The sequence below is a fragment of the Nocardioides sp. GCM10030259 genome (genome assembly GCF_042666375.1).
GTDB lineage: Bacteria > Actinomycetota > Actinomycetes > Propionibacteriales > Nocardioidaceae > Nocardioides.
Genome location: NZ_JBHTDF010000006.1, coordinates 65,530 through 83,508, shown reverse-complemented (window position 1 = coordinate 83,508; position 17,979 = coordinate 65,530). Strand labels below are relative to the sequence as shown.

At 71.8% G+C, this 17,979-nt stretch carries 18 protein-coding genes and 1 riboswitch; of the genes, 11 read left to right on the top strand and 7 right to left on the bottom strand.

Annotation, left to right across the window (positions count from 1 at the left end; translation table 11 throughout):
- The first annotated feature begins 105 nt into the window (after positions 1 to 105).
- Positions 106 to 693, top strand: coding sequence for a hypothetical protein (locus tag ACFQQI_RS07275; RefSeq protein ID WP_378560142.1), 588 nt, complete (start codon positions 106 to 108; stop codon positions 691 to 693).
- Between the two features lie 6 nt (positions 694 to 699).
- On the opposite strand, the gene uvrA is transcribed toward ACFQQI_RS07275, so the two are convergent.
- On the bottom strand, positions 700 to 3,672 hold the full coding sequence (gene uvrA, locus ACFQQI_RS07270) for an excinuclease ABC subunit UvrA (protein ID WP_378560139.1): 2,973 nt from the start codon (positions 3,670 to 3,672) through the stop codon (positions 700 to 702).
- 147 nt (positions 3,673 to 3,819) lie between these two features.
- Here uvrA and ACFQQI_RS07265 point away from each other — a divergent pair, with 147 nt between their 5' ends.
- Both ACFQQI_RS07265 and ACFQQI_RS07260 read left to right on the top strand, forming a co-directional pair.
- Positions 3,820 to 4,524: a maleylpyruvate isomerase family mycothiol-dependent enzyme gene (locus tag ACFQQI_RS07265; RefSeq protein ID WP_378560136.1), complete on the top strand. Its 705-nt coding sequence runs from the start codon at positions 3,820 to 3,822 to the stop codon at positions 4,522 to 4,524.
- Position 4,525: 1 nt separating this feature from the next.
- Positions 4,526 to 5,203 carry an MBL fold metallo-hydrolase gene (locus tag ACFQQI_RS07260; protein ID WP_378560133.1) on the top strand — a complete coding sequence of 226 codons (678 nt, stop codon included), beginning with the start codon at positions 4,526 to 4,528 and terminating at the stop codon, positions 5,201 to 5,203.
- A 22-nt stretch (positions 5,204 to 5,225) separates the two neighbouring features.
- Here ACFQQI_RS07260 and ACFQQI_RS07255 read toward each other — a convergent pair whose 3' ends face one another.
- From ACFQQI_RS07255 to ACFQQI_RS07240, 4 genes are all read right to left on the bottom strand, one after another.
- On the bottom strand, positions 5,226 to 5,864 hold the full coding sequence (locus tag ACFQQI_RS07255; RefSeq protein ID WP_378560130.1) for a hypothetical protein: 639 nt from the start codon (positions 5,862 to 5,864) through the stop codon (positions 5,226 to 5,228).
- 107 nt (positions 5,865 to 5,971) lie between these two features.
- Positions 5,972 to 7,069 (bottom strand): 2Fe-2S iron-sulfur cluster-binding protein, encoded by a 1,098-nt coding sequence (locus ACFQQI_RS07250; RefSeq protein ID WP_378560127.1) that lies wholly within the window; start codon positions 7,067 to 7,069, stop codon positions 5,972 to 5,974.
- Between the two features lie 4 nt (positions 7,070 to 7,073).
- Positions 7,074 to 7,367: a hypothetical protein gene (locus ACFQQI_RS07245; protein ID WP_378560124.1), complete on the bottom strand. Its 294-nt coding sequence runs from the start codon at positions 7,365 to 7,367 to the stop codon at positions 7,074 to 7,076.
- A 1-nt stretch (position 7,368) separates the two neighbouring features.
- Positions 7,369 to 8,538, bottom strand: coding sequence for a Rieske 2Fe-2S domain-containing protein (locus ACFQQI_RS07240; RefSeq protein ID WP_378560121.1), 1,170 nt, complete (start codon positions 8,536 to 8,538; stop codon positions 7,369 to 7,371).
- A gap of 95 nt (positions 8,539 to 8,633) precedes the next feature.
- Between ACFQQI_RS07240 and ACFQQI_RS07235 the strand changes: the two genes are divergently transcribed.
- The 6 genes from ACFQQI_RS07235 (at position 8,634) to ACFQQI_RS07210 (ending at position 14,903) form a co-directional block, all read left to right on the top strand.
- A complete protein-coding gene (locus ACFQQI_RS07235; protein ID WP_378560118.1) occupies positions 8,634 to 9,824 on the top strand; it encodes an acyl-CoA dehydrogenase family protein in 1,191 nt (396 codons plus the stop codon).
- A gap of 6 nt (positions 9,825 to 9,830) precedes the next feature.
- Positions 9,831 to 10,943 (top strand): acyl-CoA dehydrogenase family protein, encoded by a 1,113-nt coding sequence (locus tag ACFQQI_RS07230; RefSeq protein WP_378560115.1) that lies wholly within the window; start codon positions 9,831 to 9,833, stop codon positions 10,941 to 10,943.
- 114 nt (positions 10,944 to 11,057) lie between these two features.
- Positions 11,058 to 12,605, top strand: a complete 1,548-nt coding sequence (locus ACFQQI_RS07225; protein WP_378560112.1) for a long-chain-fatty-acid--CoA ligase — start codon at positions 11,058 to 11,060, stop codon at positions 12,603 to 12,605.
- A gap of 63 nt (positions 12,606 to 12,668) precedes the next feature.
- On the top strand, positions 12,669 to 14,240 hold the full coding sequence (locus ACFQQI_RS07220; protein ID WP_378560109.1) for an MFS transporter: 1,572 nt from the start codon (positions 12,669 to 12,671) through the stop codon (positions 14,238 to 14,240).
- Between the two features lie 42 nt (positions 14,241 to 14,282).
- Positions 14,283 to 14,489 carry a hypothetical protein gene (locus ACFQQI_RS07215; RefSeq protein ID WP_378560106.1) on the top strand — a complete coding sequence of 69 codons (207 nt, stop codon included), beginning with the start codon at positions 14,283 to 14,285 and terminating at the stop codon, positions 14,487 to 14,489.
- A gap of 78 nt (positions 14,490 to 14,567) precedes the next feature.
- Complete coding sequence (locus ACFQQI_RS07210; RefSeq protein ID WP_378560103.1) at positions 14,568 to 14,903, top strand: hypothetical protein; 336 nt, start codon at positions 14,568 to 14,570, stop codon at positions 14,901 to 14,903.
- 9 nt (positions 14,904 to 14,912) lie between these two features.
- Here the strand turns inward: ACFQQI_RS07210 and ACFQQI_RS07205 are convergent, their stop codons facing one another.
- A complete protein-coding gene (locus ACFQQI_RS07205; RefSeq protein WP_378560100.1) occupies positions 14,913 to 15,869 on the bottom strand; it encodes an AraC family transcriptional regulator in 957 nt (318 codons plus the stop codon).
- A gap of 146 nt (positions 15,870 to 16,015) precedes the next feature.
- Between ACFQQI_RS07205 and ACFQQI_RS07200 the strand changes: the two genes are divergently transcribed.
- Positions 16,016 to 16,672, top strand: coding sequence for an NAD(P)-dependent oxidoreductase (locus tag ACFQQI_RS07200; RefSeq protein WP_378560097.1), 657 nt, complete (start codon positions 16,016 to 16,018; stop codon positions 16,670 to 16,672).
- Here the strand turns inward: ACFQQI_RS07200 and ACFQQI_RS07195 are convergent.
- Positions 16,629 to 17,420 carry a spermidine synthase gene (locus tag ACFQQI_RS07195; RefSeq protein WP_378560094.1) on the bottom strand — a complete coding sequence of 264 codons (792 nt, stop codon included), beginning with the start codon at positions 17,418 to 17,420 and terminating at the stop codon, positions 16,629 to 16,631. The genes ACFQQI_RS07200 and ACFQQI_RS07195 overlap by 44 nt on opposite strands.
- Positions 17,421 to 17,510: 90 nt before the next feature.
- Here ACFQQI_RS07195 and ACFQQI_RS07190 point away from each other — a divergent pair, with 90 nt between their 5' ends.
- On the top strand, positions 17,511 to 17,750 hold the full coding sequence (locus tag ACFQQI_RS07190; protein WP_378560091.1) for a hypothetical protein: 240 nt from the start codon (positions 17,511 to 17,513) through the stop codon (positions 17,748 to 17,750).
- Between the two features lie 31 nt (positions 17,751 to 17,781).
- A riboswitch (cobalamin riboswitch) is annotated at positions 17,782 to 17,967 on the top strand.
- The last annotated feature ends 12 nt before the right edge of the window (positions 17,968 to 17,979 follow it).

Sequence of the window (17,979 nt, the reverse complement as noted above, 5' to 3'; positions counted from 1 at the left end):
CTCCTGGGGTCTACGTCCGTCGAACATCACCCTAGCGGCGGCAGCAGCGCGCCCGATGAGACTGCGATGAGAGTCCGATGAGAGGGCCGGCCCTACACTGCCGGCATGCTCGCGGCGCCCCAGCACGGCTTCGTCTTCCTCGCGGCGTCGAAGGCCGGATCGACCTCCGTCCAGCGCGCGCTGCGTCCCTACGCCCACCTCGAGATCCGGACCCCGCCGTCCGACAAGCACATGCCGCCGCGGCGGTTCGAGGCGGAGGTGGCGCCCCGACTGGCGGACGACGGCTACCCGCGCGACCGCTACGAGACGATCGCGATGGTCCGGCACCCGCTCGAGCTCGTCGCGTCCTGGTGGCGCTACCGGTCCCGCCCGGACCTCGACGGCCAGGCCCGCTCGACGGCCGACCTGACGCTCGACGAGTACGCCGAGCAGGTGATCGCCGGGGAAGGCGGCTTCACCAGGCCGTCGGTCTGGCTCGCCGACGACGCCGGCGCCGTGCTGGTCGACCGGCTGTGGAAGTACGACCACATCGACGGCCTGCTCACGTGGGTCGGCGACCGCGTCGGGACCGCGCTGGAGCTGCGCCGGCTCAACCAGTCGCCGGAGCGGCCGGCCGAGCTCGACCCCGACGTACGCCGCCGGCTCGAGGACTTCTTCGCCGCCGAGCTCGCGATCTACGCCGCCGCGGAGTAGCCGGCCTCAGCCGGCCTTCCGAGCCGCTGCCTTCTTGGCGGCGGCCTTCTTGGCCGGTGCCTTCCTGGCCGCCGCCTTCCTGGCGGCTGGCTTCTTGGCCGCCGCCTGCTCGACGGCCCTGCCCTCCAGCAGCGGCGCCAGGAACTGGCCGGTGTAGCTGTCCGGGTTGGCCGCGACGGCCTCCGGCGTGCCCTCGGCAACGATCGTGCCGCCGCGGGAGCCGCCCTCGGGACCCATGTCGACCAGCCAGTCGGCGGTCTTGATGACGTCGAGGTTGTGCTCGATGACCAGCACCGTGTTGCCCTGGTCGACCAGGCGACCGAGCACCAGCAGCAGCTTGCGGATGTCCTCGAAGTGCAGGCCGGTGGTCGGCTCGTCGAGCACGTAGACGGTGCGTCCGGTGGAGCGCTTCTGGAGCTCGGAGGACAGCTTCACGCGCTGCGCCTCGCCTCCGGAGAGCGTCGTGGCCGGCTGGCCGAGCCGCACGTAGCCGAGGCCGACCTCGACCAGCGTCTTCATGTGGCGCGCGATCGCCGGGACCGCGGCGAAGAAGTCCGCGGCCTCCTCGATCGGCATGTCGAGGACCTCGGCGATGGTCTTGCCCTTGTAGTGCACCTCGAGCGTCTCGCGGTTGTAGCGCGCCCCGTGGCAGACCTCGCAGGGGACGTAGACGTCCGGGAGGAAGTTCATCTCGATCTTGATCGTGCCGTCGCCGGCGCACGCCTCGCAGCGGCCGCCCTTGACGTTGAACGAGAACCGGCCCTGGAGGTAGCCGCGCATCTTCGCCTCGGGCGTCGAGGCGAACAGCTTGCGGATGTGGTCGAAGACGCCGGTGTACGTCGCCGGGTTGGACCGCGGGGTGCGGCCGATCGGCGACTGGTCGACGTGGATGACCTTGTCGACGTGGTCGAGGCCGGTGATCTTCTGGTGCCGGCCGGGGACGGCGCGGGCGTTGTAGATCTGCTTGGCCAGCGACGTGTAGAGGATGTCGTTGACCAGCGTGGACTTGCCGGACCCGGACACGCCGGTGACGGCGACGAACATGCCGAGCGGGAACGACACGTCGACGTTCTTCAGGTTGTGCTCGCGGGCGCCGTGGACGGTCAGCTCGCGGCCCTTGGTGCGGGGTCGGCGGACCGGCGGCACCGGGATCTCGCGGCGACCGGAGAGGTACTGGCCGGTCATCGAGTCGGGGTGGGTGAGCAGGTCGGCGACCTTGCCGCTGTGGACGACCTGGCCACCGTGCTCGCCGGCGCCCGGGCCGATGTCGACCACCCAGTCGGCGACCCGGATCGTGTCCTCGTCGTGCTCGACGACGATCAGCGTGTTGCCGAGTTCCTTGAGCCGGACCAGCGTCTCGATCAGCCGGTGGTTGTCGCGCTGGTGCAGGCCGATCGACGGCTCGTCGAGCACGTAGAGCACGCCGACCAGGCCGGCGCCGATCTGGGTCGCGAGCCGGATGCGCTGCGCCTCGCCACCGGAGAGCGAGCCTGACGGCCGGTCGAGCGAGAGGTAGTCGAGGCCCACGTCGAGCAGGAAGTTGAGCCGCTCCTGGATCTCCTTGAGGACCCGCTCGCCGATCTGCCGCTCGCGCGCGGTCAGGTCGAGGTTGCGGAGGTAGTCGGCGGTCTCGTTGATCGGCAGCGCGCAGACCTCGGCGATGTTCTTGCCGCCGTCCTGGAGGGAGGCGCCCAGCGTCACCGACATCGACACCGGCTTGAGTCGGCTGCCGCTGCAGGACGGGCAGGGGACCTCGCGCATGAAGCCCTCGTAGCGCTCCCGGCTGACGTCGGACTCGGCCTCGTTGTGGCGACGCTCGATGTAGGAACCCACGCCCTCGAACTCGGCGTAGTAGGCGCGCTGGCGGCCGTAGCGGTTGCGGGTGACGACGTGGACCTTGGTCCCGTGGCCGTTGAGGATCGCCTTCTGCGCCTTCGCGGGCAGGTCCTCCCACGGCGTGTTGAGGTCGAAGCCGAGCTCGTCTCCGAGAGCGCCCATCAGCCGCAGGAAGTAGTCGGCGACATGCGCCTGGCTCCACGGCTGGATCGCACCCTCGCCGAGGGTCGCCTGCGGGTTGGGCACGACCAGCTCGGGGTCGACCTCGAGGCGGGTGCCGAGGCCGTGGCAGGCCGGGCAGGCGCCGAAGGGCGAGTTGAAGGAGAACGAGCGCGGCTCGAGCTCGTCGGTGTCGATCGGGTGCTCGTTGGGGCACGCCATCTTCTCGCTGAACCGCAGCTCGCGGCCGGGGTCCTTGGCATCCAGGTCGACGAAGTCGAACAGCACCAGGCCACCGGCCAGCTGGAGCGCGGTCTCGACCGAGTCGGTCAGGCGTCGCTTCGACGACGCCTTGACCGCGAGCCGGTCGATGACGACCTCGATCGTGTGCTTCTTCTGCTTGTCGAGCTTGGGCGGCTCGTCGAGCGGGTGGGTCTCGCCGTTGACGCGGGCCCGGGAGAAGCCCTGGACCTGCAGCTGCTTGAACAGCTCGACGTACTCGCCCTTGCGGCCGCGGATCACCGGGGCCAGCACCTGGAAGCGCCGGCCCTCCTCGAGCGCGAGCACGCGGTCGACGATCTGCTGCGGCGTCTGCCGCTCGATGGGCGCGTGGCAGGTCGGGCAGTGCGGCCGGCCGGCGCGGGCGTAGAGCAGGCGGAGGTAGTCGTAGACCTCGGTGATGGTGCCGACCGTCGAGCGAGGGTTCTTCGAGGTCGACTTCTGGTCGATCGACACCGCGGGCGAGAGGCCCTCGATGAAGTCGACGTCGGGCTTGTCCATCTGGCCGAGGAACTGGCGGGCGTACGCCGACAGCGACTCGACGTAGCGCCGCTGGCCCTCGGCGAAGATCGTGTCGAACGCAAGCGAGGACTTGCCCGAGCCCGACAGGCCGGTGAAGACGATCAGCGAGTCGCGGGGAAGGTCGATAGAGACGTCCTTCAGGTTGTGCTCGCGGGCACCCCGGATGATGAGCTGGTCCGCCACTGACTGATTCCCCTCGCTTCGAACAGACGTTCGCCATCCTAACCGGCGTGAGCAAGGGTGAACGACCTCGGACGCGCCGGTGTTCCCCACAATCTCACGGGGCACCGACAACGCCGGTTTCCCCGATCGTCCGGCAGGATGTGCCCCATGACCGAGGTCACGCGCGAGTCCGTCGTCGGCACGATCCTGCCGGAGGCGACCCGCCGCCTGGTGCGCACGGTCGACGCGCTGCCGGACCACGCGTACGCCGAGCCGAGCGGGCTCCCCGGTTGGTCCCGCGGCCACGTCGTCGCCCACCTCGCGCTCAACGCGGAGGGCCTCGCCGGCGCGCTGACCGGCGTGGTCGAGGGCAGCCCGGTGCCGATGTACCGCTCCCAGGAGGCGAGGGACGGCGACATCGACGCCCTCGCGGACGCCGGGCCGGCGGTGCTCCGGTCGCGCCTGCTCGGTGCCTGCACCGACCTGGCCGACGCGATCGACGCCGTGCCCGGCGACGAGGGCCGCACGCTGCTCGAGCGGACCCCGGGCAGGCGGGCGTTCCACGTCGACGAGGTCCCCTGGATGCGGCTGCGCGAGGTCGAGATCCACCACGCCGACCTCGGCGCGGGCTACACCCATGAGCAGTGGTCGACGCCGTTCGTCGTGCAGCTCCTGGACGACATGAGCGACCGCGAGCCCGCGGCCCCCGCCTTCTCGGTGCGTGCGACCGACCTCGACCGGACCTGGGCCCCCGGCGACGGCGGGCCGGTCGTCTCGGGCACCGCGAGCGAGCTGGCCTGGTGGCTCACCGGCCGCCCGGCCCCCGGGCTGACGAGCGAGGGCGGCGACCTGCCGCAGATCGGAGGATTCTGACGTGGCCTACACCGGAGCAGTGAAGGTCGGGGCCGACCCCGACGTACGCACGCTGGAGCACCTGGTCATCACCAAGGTGGCCGTGGACCCGACGATGTCGAACAACTGCTACCTCCTGCGCTGCCGCGAGACCGGGGATCAGGTCCTCGTCGATGCGGCCGACTCCCCCGACACACTGCTGCCCCTCATCGGCTCCGACGGGCTGACGACCGTCGTGACCACCCACCAGCACTGGGATCACCACCGCGCGCTGTCCGACGTCGTGGCGGCGACCGGCGCCGCCGTCGTGGCCGGTGCTCCGGACGCGGACGCGGTCACCGAGCAGACCGACGTGCCGGTCGCGCGGGCCGTCGAGGACGGCGACACCGTTGCCGTCGGCTCGTGCACGCTGTCCGTCATCCGGCTCACCGGGCACACGCCGGGCTCGATCGCGCTGCTGTACGACGACCGCGGCTCCGACGGCGGACACCCGCACCTCTTCACCGGCGACTCGCTCTTCCCGGGAGGCCCGGGCCGGACGACGAGCCCCGAGGAGTTCGGATCCCTCATGGACGACCTGGAGCAGAAGGTGTTCGGGCGGCTGCCCGACGACACCTGGTTCTACCCGGGCCACGGCGACGACTCCACGCTCGGCGTCGAGCGGCCCTCCCTGCCGGAGTGGCGCGAGCGCGGCTGGTAGCCGACGCCGCCTCGAACCCTGCTCAGGCCACCATCGGCCAGGGGTCGTCGCCACCGGCCGGCGGGGCGACCGGGCGGGCGCGGGGCAGGCCGGGCTCGAAGATCGGCGGCAGGTGGTCGAACTGGCCGAGGTCGTCGTCGGTGGCGACCAGCCCACCGGACCCGGACGGGGTCTCCCAGCCGGCGACGTCGAAGCTCAGCTCCTCGACCGACGGGACGGCGTCGAGGTCGAGGATCTCGGCGACGGGCATGCTCCCGACGAGAGAGTCCAGCGTGAGGTCGGCGAAGACGGCGAGCGCCTCCCAGTCCGGGGTGGTGCCGGCGTCGAGGTGCCGCTGCATCCGGCGCTCTGCGACGTCGGCGTCGACCACGAGGACCAGCTTGTCGGCGCCGAAGCGGTCCAGCCAGCACCACAGGGTCCGCGAGCCGATCCGCCGCGCGGCCGCGGCACGGAGCACCCGCTCGACCGTCGCCTCGGGCAGCGGGTGGGCCCGCATCGCCTGCTCGACGTCGAGGATCGTCGCCCGGTCCGGGCAGGCCCGCAGGCGGTGGGTACGCCGCGCGAGGTCACGGCCGCGGGGACGCCCCGTGTCGGGGCGCGCCAGGATCGCGATCGCCCAGACGACGGCGATCGCGCCAGCCGCGCACAGACCGAGGTACATGGCCGAAATCCTGACGCGTGGACGCCCCGAAGTGGCCGATGACTAGACCAGAAATCTTGCGCCAATCTTGAGCCTGTCCCCCACTTTGGGGATGCCGGCCCGGTGGGTCAGTGGTAGGTCACCTTGACCACGTCGGTGACCGGGACCGACTGGCAGCCGAGGCGTATCCCGTCGGCGAGGTCGTCGTCGTCGAGGACGTCGTTGTGGAGCATCTTCACGTCGCCCTCGAGCAGGCGCACCGCGCACGCGGAGCACTCCCCCTCGCGGCAGGAGTACGGCGCCTTCACGCCCTTCGCCTCGAGGTGGTCGAGCATCTTGGTGCCCGGCGCCCAGTCGTCGAAGGCGTACTGCTCGCCGTCGAGCTCGACCTCGAGCCGGACCGGGCCCTCGGGCGAGGGCCCGCCGTCGTCGACCGTCGTGTCGTCCTCGTCGCGCTCGGCGTCCTCGATCTCGTGCTCGGCGACCTCCTGGTCGTGCAGGTCGCCGAACGGGTTGCCGCCCAGCGAGATGAACTTCTCCTGGTGCCGCCGCTCGCGCGGGAACTCCAGCTCCTTCAGCGCCGCCACCGTCAGCTTCATGAAGGGTGCCGGCCCGCAGACGAAGGCGTCGTACGACGTGAACGCCGACGCGAACGCCCGGATCTGCTCCTGGCTCGGCAGGCCCTGCACCGACTCGAGCCAGTGCACCACCTGGAGCCGGTCGGGGTGCGCGGCCGCCAGCTCGGTGAGCTCGCGGGCGAAGATCACCGACGACTCGTCGCGGTTGGCGTAGAAGAGCACGATCCGGCCGCTCCCCTGCTGGAGGGCGGTGCGGGTGATCGAGATGACGGGCGTGATGCCGCTGCCGCCGGCGAAGAGCAGCAGGTCGGCCGACAGCGACGCGGGCGTGAAGATGCCGCTCGGCGGGAGCACCCGGATGCTGTCGCCCTCCCGCAGGTGGTCGCAGACCCAGTTGGAGGCGTAGCCCTCCTCGGTGCGCTTGACGGTGATCGTGAGCGGGCCGCCGCCGACCGGGCTGCTGGACAGCGAGTAGCAGCGCGCCGCCACGCCCGTCCGGTCGGAGGGTACGGCGAGGGTCAGGAACTGCCCCGGCTTGTAGGCGAACTGCTCCTCGGCCCCGGCGGGGGGCTCGAAGGAGATGGAGTGCGCGTCGGCGGTCTCCTCGACCACCTCGACGACCTTCAGCTCGAAGGACTCTTCCGTCATGCGCTCAGTAACCGTCCTCGGCTCCGATGGGGATGTGGCCGTCGCGAGCGGCCGCCTCGATGCTGGCGATCATGCGGGGACACGCGGGGTGCGACTCGCGACCGCTCGACCGGCGAGACAGCTCCGGGCAGTGCGCCCGCGCCTCGCCGGACCACTGGATCGACGTGTGGTGCTCGCTGTTCTTCTTCACACCGACCTTGGCCAGGCAGTCGAGGCAGGCGACCTCGACCAGCCGCGCGCTCGTGTAGAGCCGCTGGTCCTCCAGCGTGTCGGGGCTGGTCGGGACGAAGGACGGCATGTCAGGCGTCCGCGGTCGCGGTGTCCTCGGCCGCCTTCTTCGCGAGGTTCTCGGCGACCTCCTCCTGCCAGAACTCGTTGGCCTTGGTCGTGTCGACCTCGAACTCGAAGCGGTCGACCATCTCGGGCGAGATGTCGGACTGGTCGACGTAGAACTGCTCATACCACCGGCGGAGCTGGTAGACCGGCCCGTCCTCCTCGCACAGCAGCGGGTTCTGCACCGGGACCTTGTTCTTCCAGATGTGCACGTCCTGGAGGAAGCCCTCGCCGAACATCTGGGCGTACTTCGAGGAGATGAACCGCGCCGTGTCGTCGTCGATGCCCTCGGGCTTCTTCACGGTGATGCCGTACTGGAGCGTGAACGAGTCCGGCCCGGTCGGGATGTGGCAGTTGATGAGGATGACCTCGGTCTGGAATCCCTTGTAGTCGACGTCGAGCCAGTTGATCATGTACGACGGTCCGTAGTACGTCGCCTCGGACTTCAGGAACAGCTCGGCGCTGCCGTAGCCGCCGGACTTGTCGGGGCGCCCCTTCGACTCCATGTACTGGGTCGCCTGGGTGCCCTCGAAGACGTTGCGGAAGCTCGTCGGGAACGAGAAGTGCACGTAGTAGAAGTGCGCCATGTCGACGACGTTGTCGATGAGCTCGCGGCAGTGGGAGTCGGAGATCGGCACGACCTCCCAGGCCCAGTCGGTGTAGAGGCCCTCGTCGAGGCCGGGCAGCACAGGCGGGAGGATGTCCAGGTCGGGCTCGGAGCCCTCGACGTCGTGCCAGATCAGCACCTGCCCGTTGCGGATCACGACGGGGTACTTCTGGGTGCGCGCGCGCAGCGGGACCCGGCGGGCGTACGGGATCTGCTTGCACTTGCCGTCGCCGCCCCAGCGCCAGTCGTGGAACGGGCACGCCACCTCGTCGCCCTTGACCTCGCCCTGCGTCAGGTCGCCGCCCATGTGCCGGCAGTACCCGTCGAGGACGTTGATCTCGCCCTTCGAGTCCTCCCAGACGACGACCTTGCCGCCGAACGCCTCGACGCCGTGCGGCTTGCCGTCGCGGAACGAGTCCGCGAGGCCCAGGCAGTGCCAGCCGCGGGCGAACCGCTCCGGCGGTGTCCCGTGGTCGAGCGCCCGCACGGCCCCCTTGGTGCCCGTTGCGCGCGTTCCGGTGTCGCTCATGGTCTGCCTCCAGCTTCCGAGCCCTGTGGACCAAACTTAGAACAGGTTATAGTTTTGCCCGCCGGGATTCCAGCACACGAGAGCAAGGTTGCCCCATGCACATTGCGTTGACGCCCGAGCAGCAGGGTCTCCGCGAGGAGCTGCGCGAGTACTTCGCCTCCCTCGTCACGCCCGAGGTGAAGGCCGGCCTGGCCGCTGCCTCCGGCGAGTTCGGCGACGCCCAGGTCTACAAGGACGTGATCCGCCGGCTCGGCGCCGACGGCTGGCTCGGCATCGGCTGGCCGGAGGAGTACGGCGGCCAGGACCGCTCGATGATCGACCAGCTGATCTTCACCGACGCGGCCGCGGTGGCCGGCGTACCGATCCCCTACCTGACGCTCAACACGGTCGGGCCGACGATCATGCGCTACGGCACCGACGAGCAGAAGGAGTACTTCCTGCCGCGGATCCTCCAGGGCGACCTGCACTTCTCGATCGGCTACTCCGAGCCCGGCTCGGGCACCGACCTCGCCTCACTGAGGACGCGCGCGGTGCGCGAGGGCGACGAGTGGGTGATCAGCGGCCAGAAGATGTGGACCTCGCTCATCCAGTACGCCGACTGGATCTGGCTCGCCTGCCGCACCGATCCGGACCTGCCCCGCCACAAGGGCCTCTCGATGATCCTCGTGCCGGCCGACGCCGACGGCTTCTCCTACACCCCGGTGCACACGGTCGCCGGCGTGAGCACGAGCGCGACGTACTACGAGGACGTGCGGGTCCCGGCGTCCAATCTGGTCGGCGAGCTCAACGGCGGGTGGTCGCTGATGACCAACCAGCTCAACCACGAGCGCGTCGCGCTCACCTCCGCGGCGCCCCTCACGCACTCGATCGACATCGTGCGCACCTGGGCGCAGGCGACCAAGGCGCCCAACGGCGAGCGGGTCATCGACAGCGAGTGGGTCCAGATCGCGCTCGGCCGGGCGCACGCCCGCACCGATGCGCTGCGCCTCATCAACTGGAAGCTGGCGGCCGACGCCGACGCGGGCGTCGACCTGTCTCCGGCCGAGGCGTCGGCCACCAAGATCTACGGCTCGGAGCTCGCGACCGAGGTCTACCGCACGCTGATGGAGGTCGTCGGCCCGAACGCCGGGCTCACGGGCGACTCCGAGGGCGCGGTGCTCCAGGGCCGGCTCGAGCGGTTCTACCGGTCCGCGCTGGTGATGACCTTCGGCGGCGGCACCAACGAGATCCAGCGCGACATCATCGGGTACGTCGGCCTCGGCCTCCCCGCGGCGAAGAGGAGCTGAACGAGCATGGACTTCCAGTTCACCCAGGAGCAGGACGAGGCCGCGGAGCTCGCCGCGAGCATCCTGAAGGACCGCGCCACCAACGAGCGGATGAAGGCCGTCGAGGCCGGCGGCGACCGCTTCGACCGCGACCTGTGGGCAGCGCTCGGCGACGCCGGCCTGCTCGGCCTCGCGCTGCCGGAGCAGCAGGACGGCGCCGGACTCGGTCTCGTCGAGCTGTGCCGCGTGCTGGTCGAGGTCGGCCGCACGGTCGCGCCCGTCCCGCTCGCCGCGCACGGCCCGGCCTCCCGGCTGATCGCCGAGCACGGCTCGGACGAGCAGAAGTCGGCCTGGCTCCCCCGCGCCGCCTCGGGCGCCGCGGTGGTCACCGCGGCGATCGCCGAGGAGCACGCGTGGGCACCGGCTCGCCCGACCACGGTCGCGACGCCCGACGGCGACGGCCACCGCCTGACGGGCAGCAAGGCCGTCGTCCCGGCCGGCACCTACGCCGACCTGTTCCTGGTCCCGGCCGAGACGCCCGCGGGCGTCGGTGTCTTCCTCGTCGAGCCCGGCGACGCCGGGGTCACGGTCGTCGCCCAGCGGTTCTCCGACCGCGACGCGGTCGCCCGGTTCGACCTCGACGGCGCCGTGCTCGGCGCGGACCGGCTCGTCGGCGCGGCGGACGGCGCCGCCGCACACCGGCTGCGGCAGCTGATGGTGCTCGGCGGCTCCGCGGAGCAGCTCGGCATCACGGAGGGCGCGCTGCGGCTGACCGCGACGTACGCGAAGACGCGCGAGCAGTTCGGCCGGCCGATCGGGACCTTCCAGGCCGTGTCGCAGCGGCTCGCCGACGGCTACATCGACGTGCTCGGCCAGCGGCTCACGCTCTGGCAGGCCGCGTGGCGGCTCGACGAGGGGCTGCCCGCCGACACCGAGCTCGCGATCGCGAAGCTGTGGGCGGCCGACGCCGGCCACCGGCTCGCGCACACGGCGGTGCACGTGCACGGCGGTGTCGGCATCGACCTGGACGGCGAGACGCACCGCTACTTCACGGGAGCCAAGCGCTTCGAGTTCCTGCACGGCGGCGCCACCGAGCAGGCGCTGGCGATCGGACGGGCGCTGGCCGCCGAACCGGCATGACCGGTCAGGTGGTTTCGAGGCTCAGGCGCCAGGGCGCCTTCACACCTCAACCACCGGGGCTGTGCGGTGGTTGAGGTGCGAGGAGCGCCAGCGACGAGCCTCGAAACCCCCACGGTGCGCGAGCAGCTGCTCGCGCGAGCCGGGAACGACTCCCCCGGGCTGCTGTTCGAGGACGCGTCGTGGACCTGGGCGGAGGTCGTGCACGAGTCCTGCGTGCGCGCGGCGGTGCTGCAGACCCTGCTCCCGGCCGGCGATCCGCCACATGTCGGCGTGCTCCTCGAGAACGTGCCCGAGTTCGCGTTCCTGCTCGGTGGGGCGGCCCTCGGCGGCTCCGTGGTCGTCGGGCTCAACCCGACCCGCCGGGGCGCGGCGCTCGCCGCCGACGTACGCCGGGCCGACGTCCAGGTCGTCGTCACCGACGCGGCGCACGCCGACCTGCTCGCGGACGTCGACGTACCCGTGCTGCCGCTGGAGTGCCCCGACTGGGGCGCGCTGCTCGACGAGCACGCCGAGGCAGCGGTGCCCGACGTCGAGGTCGGCCCCGACGACCTGATGATGCTGATCTTCACCTCGGGCACCTCCGGCGACCCGAAGGCGGTCAACGTCACGCAGGCGAAGGTCGCCCTTCCGGGGCAGTTCCTGTCGGAGCGGTTCGGGCTCGGACCGCGGGACGTCGCCTACGTGTCGATGCCGATGTTCCACTCCAACGCGATCATGGCGGGCTGGGGCCCGGCGCTGGCCGCCGGCGCGACCGTCGCGCTGGCCCGGCGGTTCTCGGCGTCCGGGTTCCTGCCCGACGTCCGGCGGTACGCCGCGACGTACGCCAACTACGTCGGCAAGCCGCTCACCTACATCATGGCGACGCCGGAGCGGCCCGACGACGCGGACAACCCGCTGCGCCTGGTCTTCGGCAACGAGGCCAACGACCGCGACATCGACGCCTTCGGGCGGCGCTTCGGCTGCGTCGTGGTCGACTCCTACTCCTCGACCGAGAACGCCGTCATCGTGCAACGCGTGCCGGAGATGCCGCCGGGGTCGCTGGGCCGGCCGCTCGACGGGGTCCGGGTGCTGGATCCCGAGACGATGGCGGAGACGCCCGACGCGGTCTTCGACGAGTCCGGCTCGCTGCTCAACGCCGAGGAGGCGACCGGCGAGCTCGTGAACACCACCGGCGCGGGCGCCTTCGCCGGCTACTACAAGGACCCGGACGCCGAGGCCGAGCGGATGCGGGGCGGGATGTACTGGTCCGGCGACCTCGCCTACCGCGACGCCGACGGGTTCGTGTACTTCGCCGGCCGCATCGCCGACTGGCTGCGCGTGGACGGGGAGAACCTCGCGGCCGCGCCCATCGAGCGCGTGCTGCTGCGCCATCCGTCCGTGTCGGAGGCCGCGGTGTACGCCGTACCCGACGAGGCGGTCGGCGATCAGGTGATGGCGGCGCTCGTGGTCCACGACGGGCTGGAGCCGGAAGGGTTCGAGGAGTTCCTCGCCGGCCAGCCGGACCTGTCGACGAAGGCCTGGCCGCGGTACGTCCGGCTGGTCTCGACGCTCCCCCGGACCGCGACCAACAAGGTGCTCAAGCGCACCCTCGCCGCCGACGGCCCGGTCGCCGGCGACGGCGTGCTGTGGACGCGGGACGCCCGGGGCACGGCGTACCACTAGCCACCCCGGATTCCACCCCTCGCGACCACCCGCACCCACCCCGGCCGGCCCTACTGTCGCCGGATGGAGCCCGAGCCGGCGTTCAACCACCGCCTCGCCCTGCTGCTGGCGATGGCGATGTTCGTGCTCGTGGTCGACACGTCGCTGATGAACGTCTCGATCTCGGCCGTCGTGCACGACATCGACGCGACGGTGAGCGGGGTGCAGTCGGCCATCGCGCTCGAGGCGCTCGTGTCGGCGGCGTTCATCCTGATCGGCGGGAAGGTCGCCGACCTGATCGGCCGCAAGCGCGCCTACGCGCTCGGCCTGTGCGGGTACGGCATCGGCGCGATCTCGATGACGCTCGCGCAGAGCATCCTGCCGATCATCGTCTTCTGGGCCGTGATCGGAGGGATCGGCGCCGCCCTGCTGCTGCCGGGGATGCAGGCCCTGATCCACGGCAACTTCGAGGGCGCCGCGCAGAAGCGCGTCTACGCCCTGGTCGGCGCCTCCGCCGCGATCGCCGCCGCCGTCGGACCGCTCATCGGCGGCTTCCTGACGACGGCGCTGTCGTGGCGGGTCGGCTTCCTCCTGGAGGCGCTCATCATCGTGGTCGTGCTCAGCGGGCTCGGCCTGGTCCGGGACGTGCCCTTCACCGGCTCCCGGCACATCGACCTGGTCGGTGCGCTGCTCTCCGTGCTCGGCATGGGCGGCCTCGTGCTCGGCATCCTGGTCTGGCAGGAGGGCGGCGAGGCCGTCGGTGCCCTCATCGCGGTCGGCCTGGTCGGCCTCGGGTCGCTGGCCGGGTGGCTGCGGCACCGCAAGCGTGCCGGCCGGCCGGCGCTGGTCGACCCGGCCCTCTTCTCGTCGGTGTACTTCCGGCTCGGCATCTCCAGCCAGATGCTCCAGCAGATCGCCCTCGGCGGGGCGATGATCACCCTGCCGATCTACCTGCAGATGGTGCTGGAGTACAACGCCCTCGAGGCCGGCCTCTCCCTGGCGCCGCTGTCGCTCAGCATGTTCGCCCTGTCGATCTACGCCGGACGCAAGCTGCACGGGGTCCGCGCCGGGGTGCTGATCCGCTGGGGGTTCCTGCTGCTGCTCGGCGGGCTGGTCGTCGTCGGCCTGGTCGTCCCGCGCGCCGACTCGGGCTGGGCGCTGGCACCCGCGCTCGTCGTCGTCGGCTCCGGGCTGGGCATCCTCGTGTCTCAGCTCAACAACTTCACGCTCGCCCCGATCACGGAGGAACGCGTCAGCGAGGCCGCGGCGGTGAACTCGGCAGCCGGGTCGTTCGGGCTGTCCTTCGGCCTGGCCTTCGCCGGCGCGATCATGCTGGCGGCGCTGTCCACGATCTTCACGACGATGGCCGAGGACTCCGACGTGCTCCCGAGCGGCGACCAGGAGCGCGTCGCCCAGGCGCTCGAGGACGACGCCCAGGTCATGAGCAACACCCAGCTCGACGAGCAGCTCGCGGACGAGCCGGAGGAGATCCAGGACGAGATCATCCGCATCAACACCGACGCGCGCCCCCTCGCGCTCCAGATCGGCCTGCTCGTCCCGGTCATCGCCGCGCTGGTCGGGCTCGTGCTGTCGTTCCTGATCGTCCGCCTGCCCGACCTCCAGCCGCAGTCGTCGGTCGAGGGCCTGGACCTGTGACGGTCTGGCGCGTCGGCAGGCACCGGGGCCACACTGATCGACGTGGGTGACGTCCCGGTGACTCTCCAGATCGGCGTGTGCGTGCTGATCTCGATCCTTGCCGTGCTGGCGCTCCTCGTCGTCTGGCGCGACGACCACAAGTGGCTCGAGCGGCACAAGGGCGTCGGACCGGTGGACGAGCCCGGCCCCTACCCGCTGGACCTCCGCGAGGTGGTTCGCCGCCCGACCGCCGGTCACGGCCGTCGATGACCCTCACGTGACGAAGAGCGCACCCGGACCTCCACGGTCTCCGGGCGGCCGTTCATCTTGGTGTGGTCCACTCGCCGCGTGCCGGTCAGTCATCTCGCGGGCCGTCGAGCCCGCATCGACGTCTCCCTCGATGGCATCCGGTTCACCCGGTCCCAGCCCGACGCCGAACGTCGGGACACCGCGAGGGTGCGCGACATCGAGTGGGAGCAGGTGACCGGCGCGAGCGTGCACACGTCGCGCAAGGGTCGCGCCGTCATCAGGGTCGCGGTGGTCGGCGCTCCGGAGGTCGAGCACCACCGCGCGGACCCGTTCGCGCTCAAGGTGCCGCGCAGGCTGACGGCGACGGCGTACGACCTCGTGGCGCACATCAACGACGAGGTGGCAGGTCGACGGCGCTGGCGCGAGCCGTCCTGAGGACGCCCCTCACCTGGCGCCGGCGGGACCCGTGACGTGGTCGAGGAACGCGGGGCCGCGACGCGCGAAGGCGCCCGGCGTCACGCCGTGTGCGCGGCGGAAGGCGCGGTTGAACGCGGCTTCGGACCGGTAGCCCACGCGCTCGGCGACGCGGGCGAGAGGCAGGTCGTCCTCGCGCACCAGACGCGCCGCCACGTCCATCCGCCAGGCGGTCGCGTAGCTCATCGGCGGCTCGCCGAGGAGGTCGCGGAACCGGGCGGCGAACGCCGAGCGGGACATGCCCGCCTCGGCTGCCAGCGACGCGAGGGTCCACGGAGCGCCGGGCTCGGCGTGGAAGGACGCCAGCGCGCTGCCGACGAGCGGGTCCCGCAGGCCGGCCACCCAGCCGCGGTCGTGCTCCCCCGACTCCAGCCACGAGCGCACGACCTGGACGACGAGGATGTCGGCGAGCCGCGCCGTGACGACGTCGCTGCCGGGACGGGGATGCTGCGACTCCGCGCCGATCACCTCGAACGCGGCCCGCATCCAGGCGGTGTCCTCGTCCCGTCGGGCCGGGAGGACCGCCGGGAGGCTGCGGATCAGGCGGGCCACCCCGAGCCCGGTGAAGCTCACCGCGCCGCACACCACCTCGGCGCGCGGCCCGGGACCGGGGATGCGGAGTCGCTCGTAGCGCTCGCCGACCTCGTCACGGGGGAGGTCGAAGAGCGGGGTGGCCTCGCTGCCGGGTGCGTCGAGGATGGCGTGCCCGGTGCCGTGCGGGACGAGCGCGATGTCGCCCGAGGTCATCCGCGTCGTCTCGCCGTCGACCTCGAGCACCAGCTCGCCGTCCGTGACCAGGTGGAAGACGATCGTGCCGGGCAGCGGCGGGATCTCGATGCCCCAGGGCGCGCCCAGCTCGGAGACGGCGTAGAACACGCCGCTCATCCCGAAGTCGGTGAGGGTCTCGGTGAGCACGTCCCGGTCCACCACGCCAGTATGCGTCGGCGCTGGACGAACGAGCAAGAGCGGCGGCATTTCCGGCATTGAACGTCCAGCACCAAGGCCGGACGCTGGGAGCAAGCCCGGAACCGGTCCGGGCACGGACTCCAGGAGGAGCGATGAGGATTCTGGTGGTGGGAGCGAGCAGGGGCACCGGCGCGGAGCTGGTCAGCGAGCTGGTCGAGCGCGGGCACCTGGTGACGGCGTACTCGCGCCAGGCGGCCGGCGAGGACGACCGGGTCCGGTACGTCGCCACCGACGTGCTCGATCGAGAGGCGCTCGGCAAGGCGATCGTCGGTCAGGACGCCGTCGCCGTGACCCTGGGGATCCCGGACAACCCGTTCCTGGTCCGGTTGACCCGGCGGGCGAGCTCGCCGCTCGACATCCGGTCGCGGGGCACGCAGGGCGTGATCGAGGCGATGCGGGAGCACGACGTACGGCGCCTCGTCGTGCAGACGGTGTACGGGATCGGGGACACCTACGCCAACCTGCCGTTCGCCTTGAAGGCGTTCTTCGCGCTCGGGATCCGGCCGCAGGTCGACGACCACGAGCGCCAGGAGCAGCTGGTCCGCGGCAGCGGGCGGGACTGGACGATCGTGCGGCCGACCGTGCTGCACGACGACCCGACGGACGACGCGGCGTACGTCGGCACCGACGACCGGGCGCCAACGATGCGGGTCTCCCGTCGCCAGGTGGCCCGTGTCATGGCGGACGCGCTCGAGAGCAGCCGGACCGCGGATCAGGTGCTCACGGTGACGGAGGCGGCGACGGCTCCGCATCCGCCTCGGTGAACGGGGTGCCGCCGCCGAACGAGTCGGACACGGCGACGGCGTCGAGCACGCGGTACGGCGAGGCGGCGGTGGTTGCGCGCCGGCGCAGGGCGTCGAGCGGCACGTCGCCGCGGGAGGCGACGATCACCAGGTTGCCGAGCCGCTTGGCCCGCAGCGTGGCCGGCTCGGCGGTCAGCAGCAGGTGCGGGAGGGCCGAGCGCACGGAGGCGACGGCGCGGCGGGTCCAGCCGAAGGGAGCGCGGTCGGTGAGGTTGAGGGCGACGACGCCGGCGGGTCCGAGCACGCGAGCGACGTCCGCGAGGAACGCGTCGGTGACGAGCGATCCCGGGACCCGGGCGTCGGCGAAGGCGTCGACGACGACCAGATCCGCGCTGGCGTCCCGCAGCGCGGTCACCCCGGCCCGCCCGTCGATCGGCCGCACCTTGATCCCGCTCTGGCGCGGCAGCGGCAGCTCGGCCCGGACCAGCTCGGTCACCGCGGTCGCGGGTTCGAACACGATCTGCGACGACCGCGGCCGCGTCGCTGCGACGTACCGCGGGAGCGTCAGGCCGGCGCCGCCGACGTGGACGACGCGCAACGGCACCGATTCGGGGGCCACGGCGTCGACGACGTCGCCGAGCCGGCGGACGTACTCGAACACCAGCCTGCGCGGGTCGTCGAGGTCGACGTGGGACTGGTCCATGCCCGACATCCGGACCACGTAGGAGCCGGGCCGGTCGGCAGGCAGGATCTCGGCGTCGTGCTCCACGGGGGCAGCCTGTCACGGCGGGACCTTGGTCCCACCGGGCCGGGGCCGCCGTCACTGTCGGGCACGGACCGCGCGGGAGAGCGTGAGCCCATGCCTCCTGCAGCACAGAACAACTACGCGATCGACGAGCACGGCATCCTCTTCTGGACGACCTACCTCGGGAGCGCGATCACCCTCACCATCGCGATGTTGGGGCTCTTCCTCTTCATGGTCCACCGCAACAGCCGGGCCACGCGGGCTGCGCAGGACGTCGAGACCCCGGCGTCGTCCGTCGCCGCGCTCCCGGAGCCGGCGGAGCCGTCGACGCCGGGCGCGCCGCACGCCGCCTGACGAACCCGGAGGGTGGGCGACGCCCGGAGTTGGTAACGTCGCGCCTGCCAGTCGTGCCACCTCGGTGGTCAGGGAACCCGGTGCAAGTCCGGGACTGACGCGCAGCGGTGAGGGTGACGGGCGGGACACGCAGCCACTGGGCCCCTCGGGGCTCGGGAAGGCGTCCCGTGCCGGAGGATCCCGAGTCCGAAGACCTGCTGGCCCTCCCGGCACTCGCCGCGAGGTACCC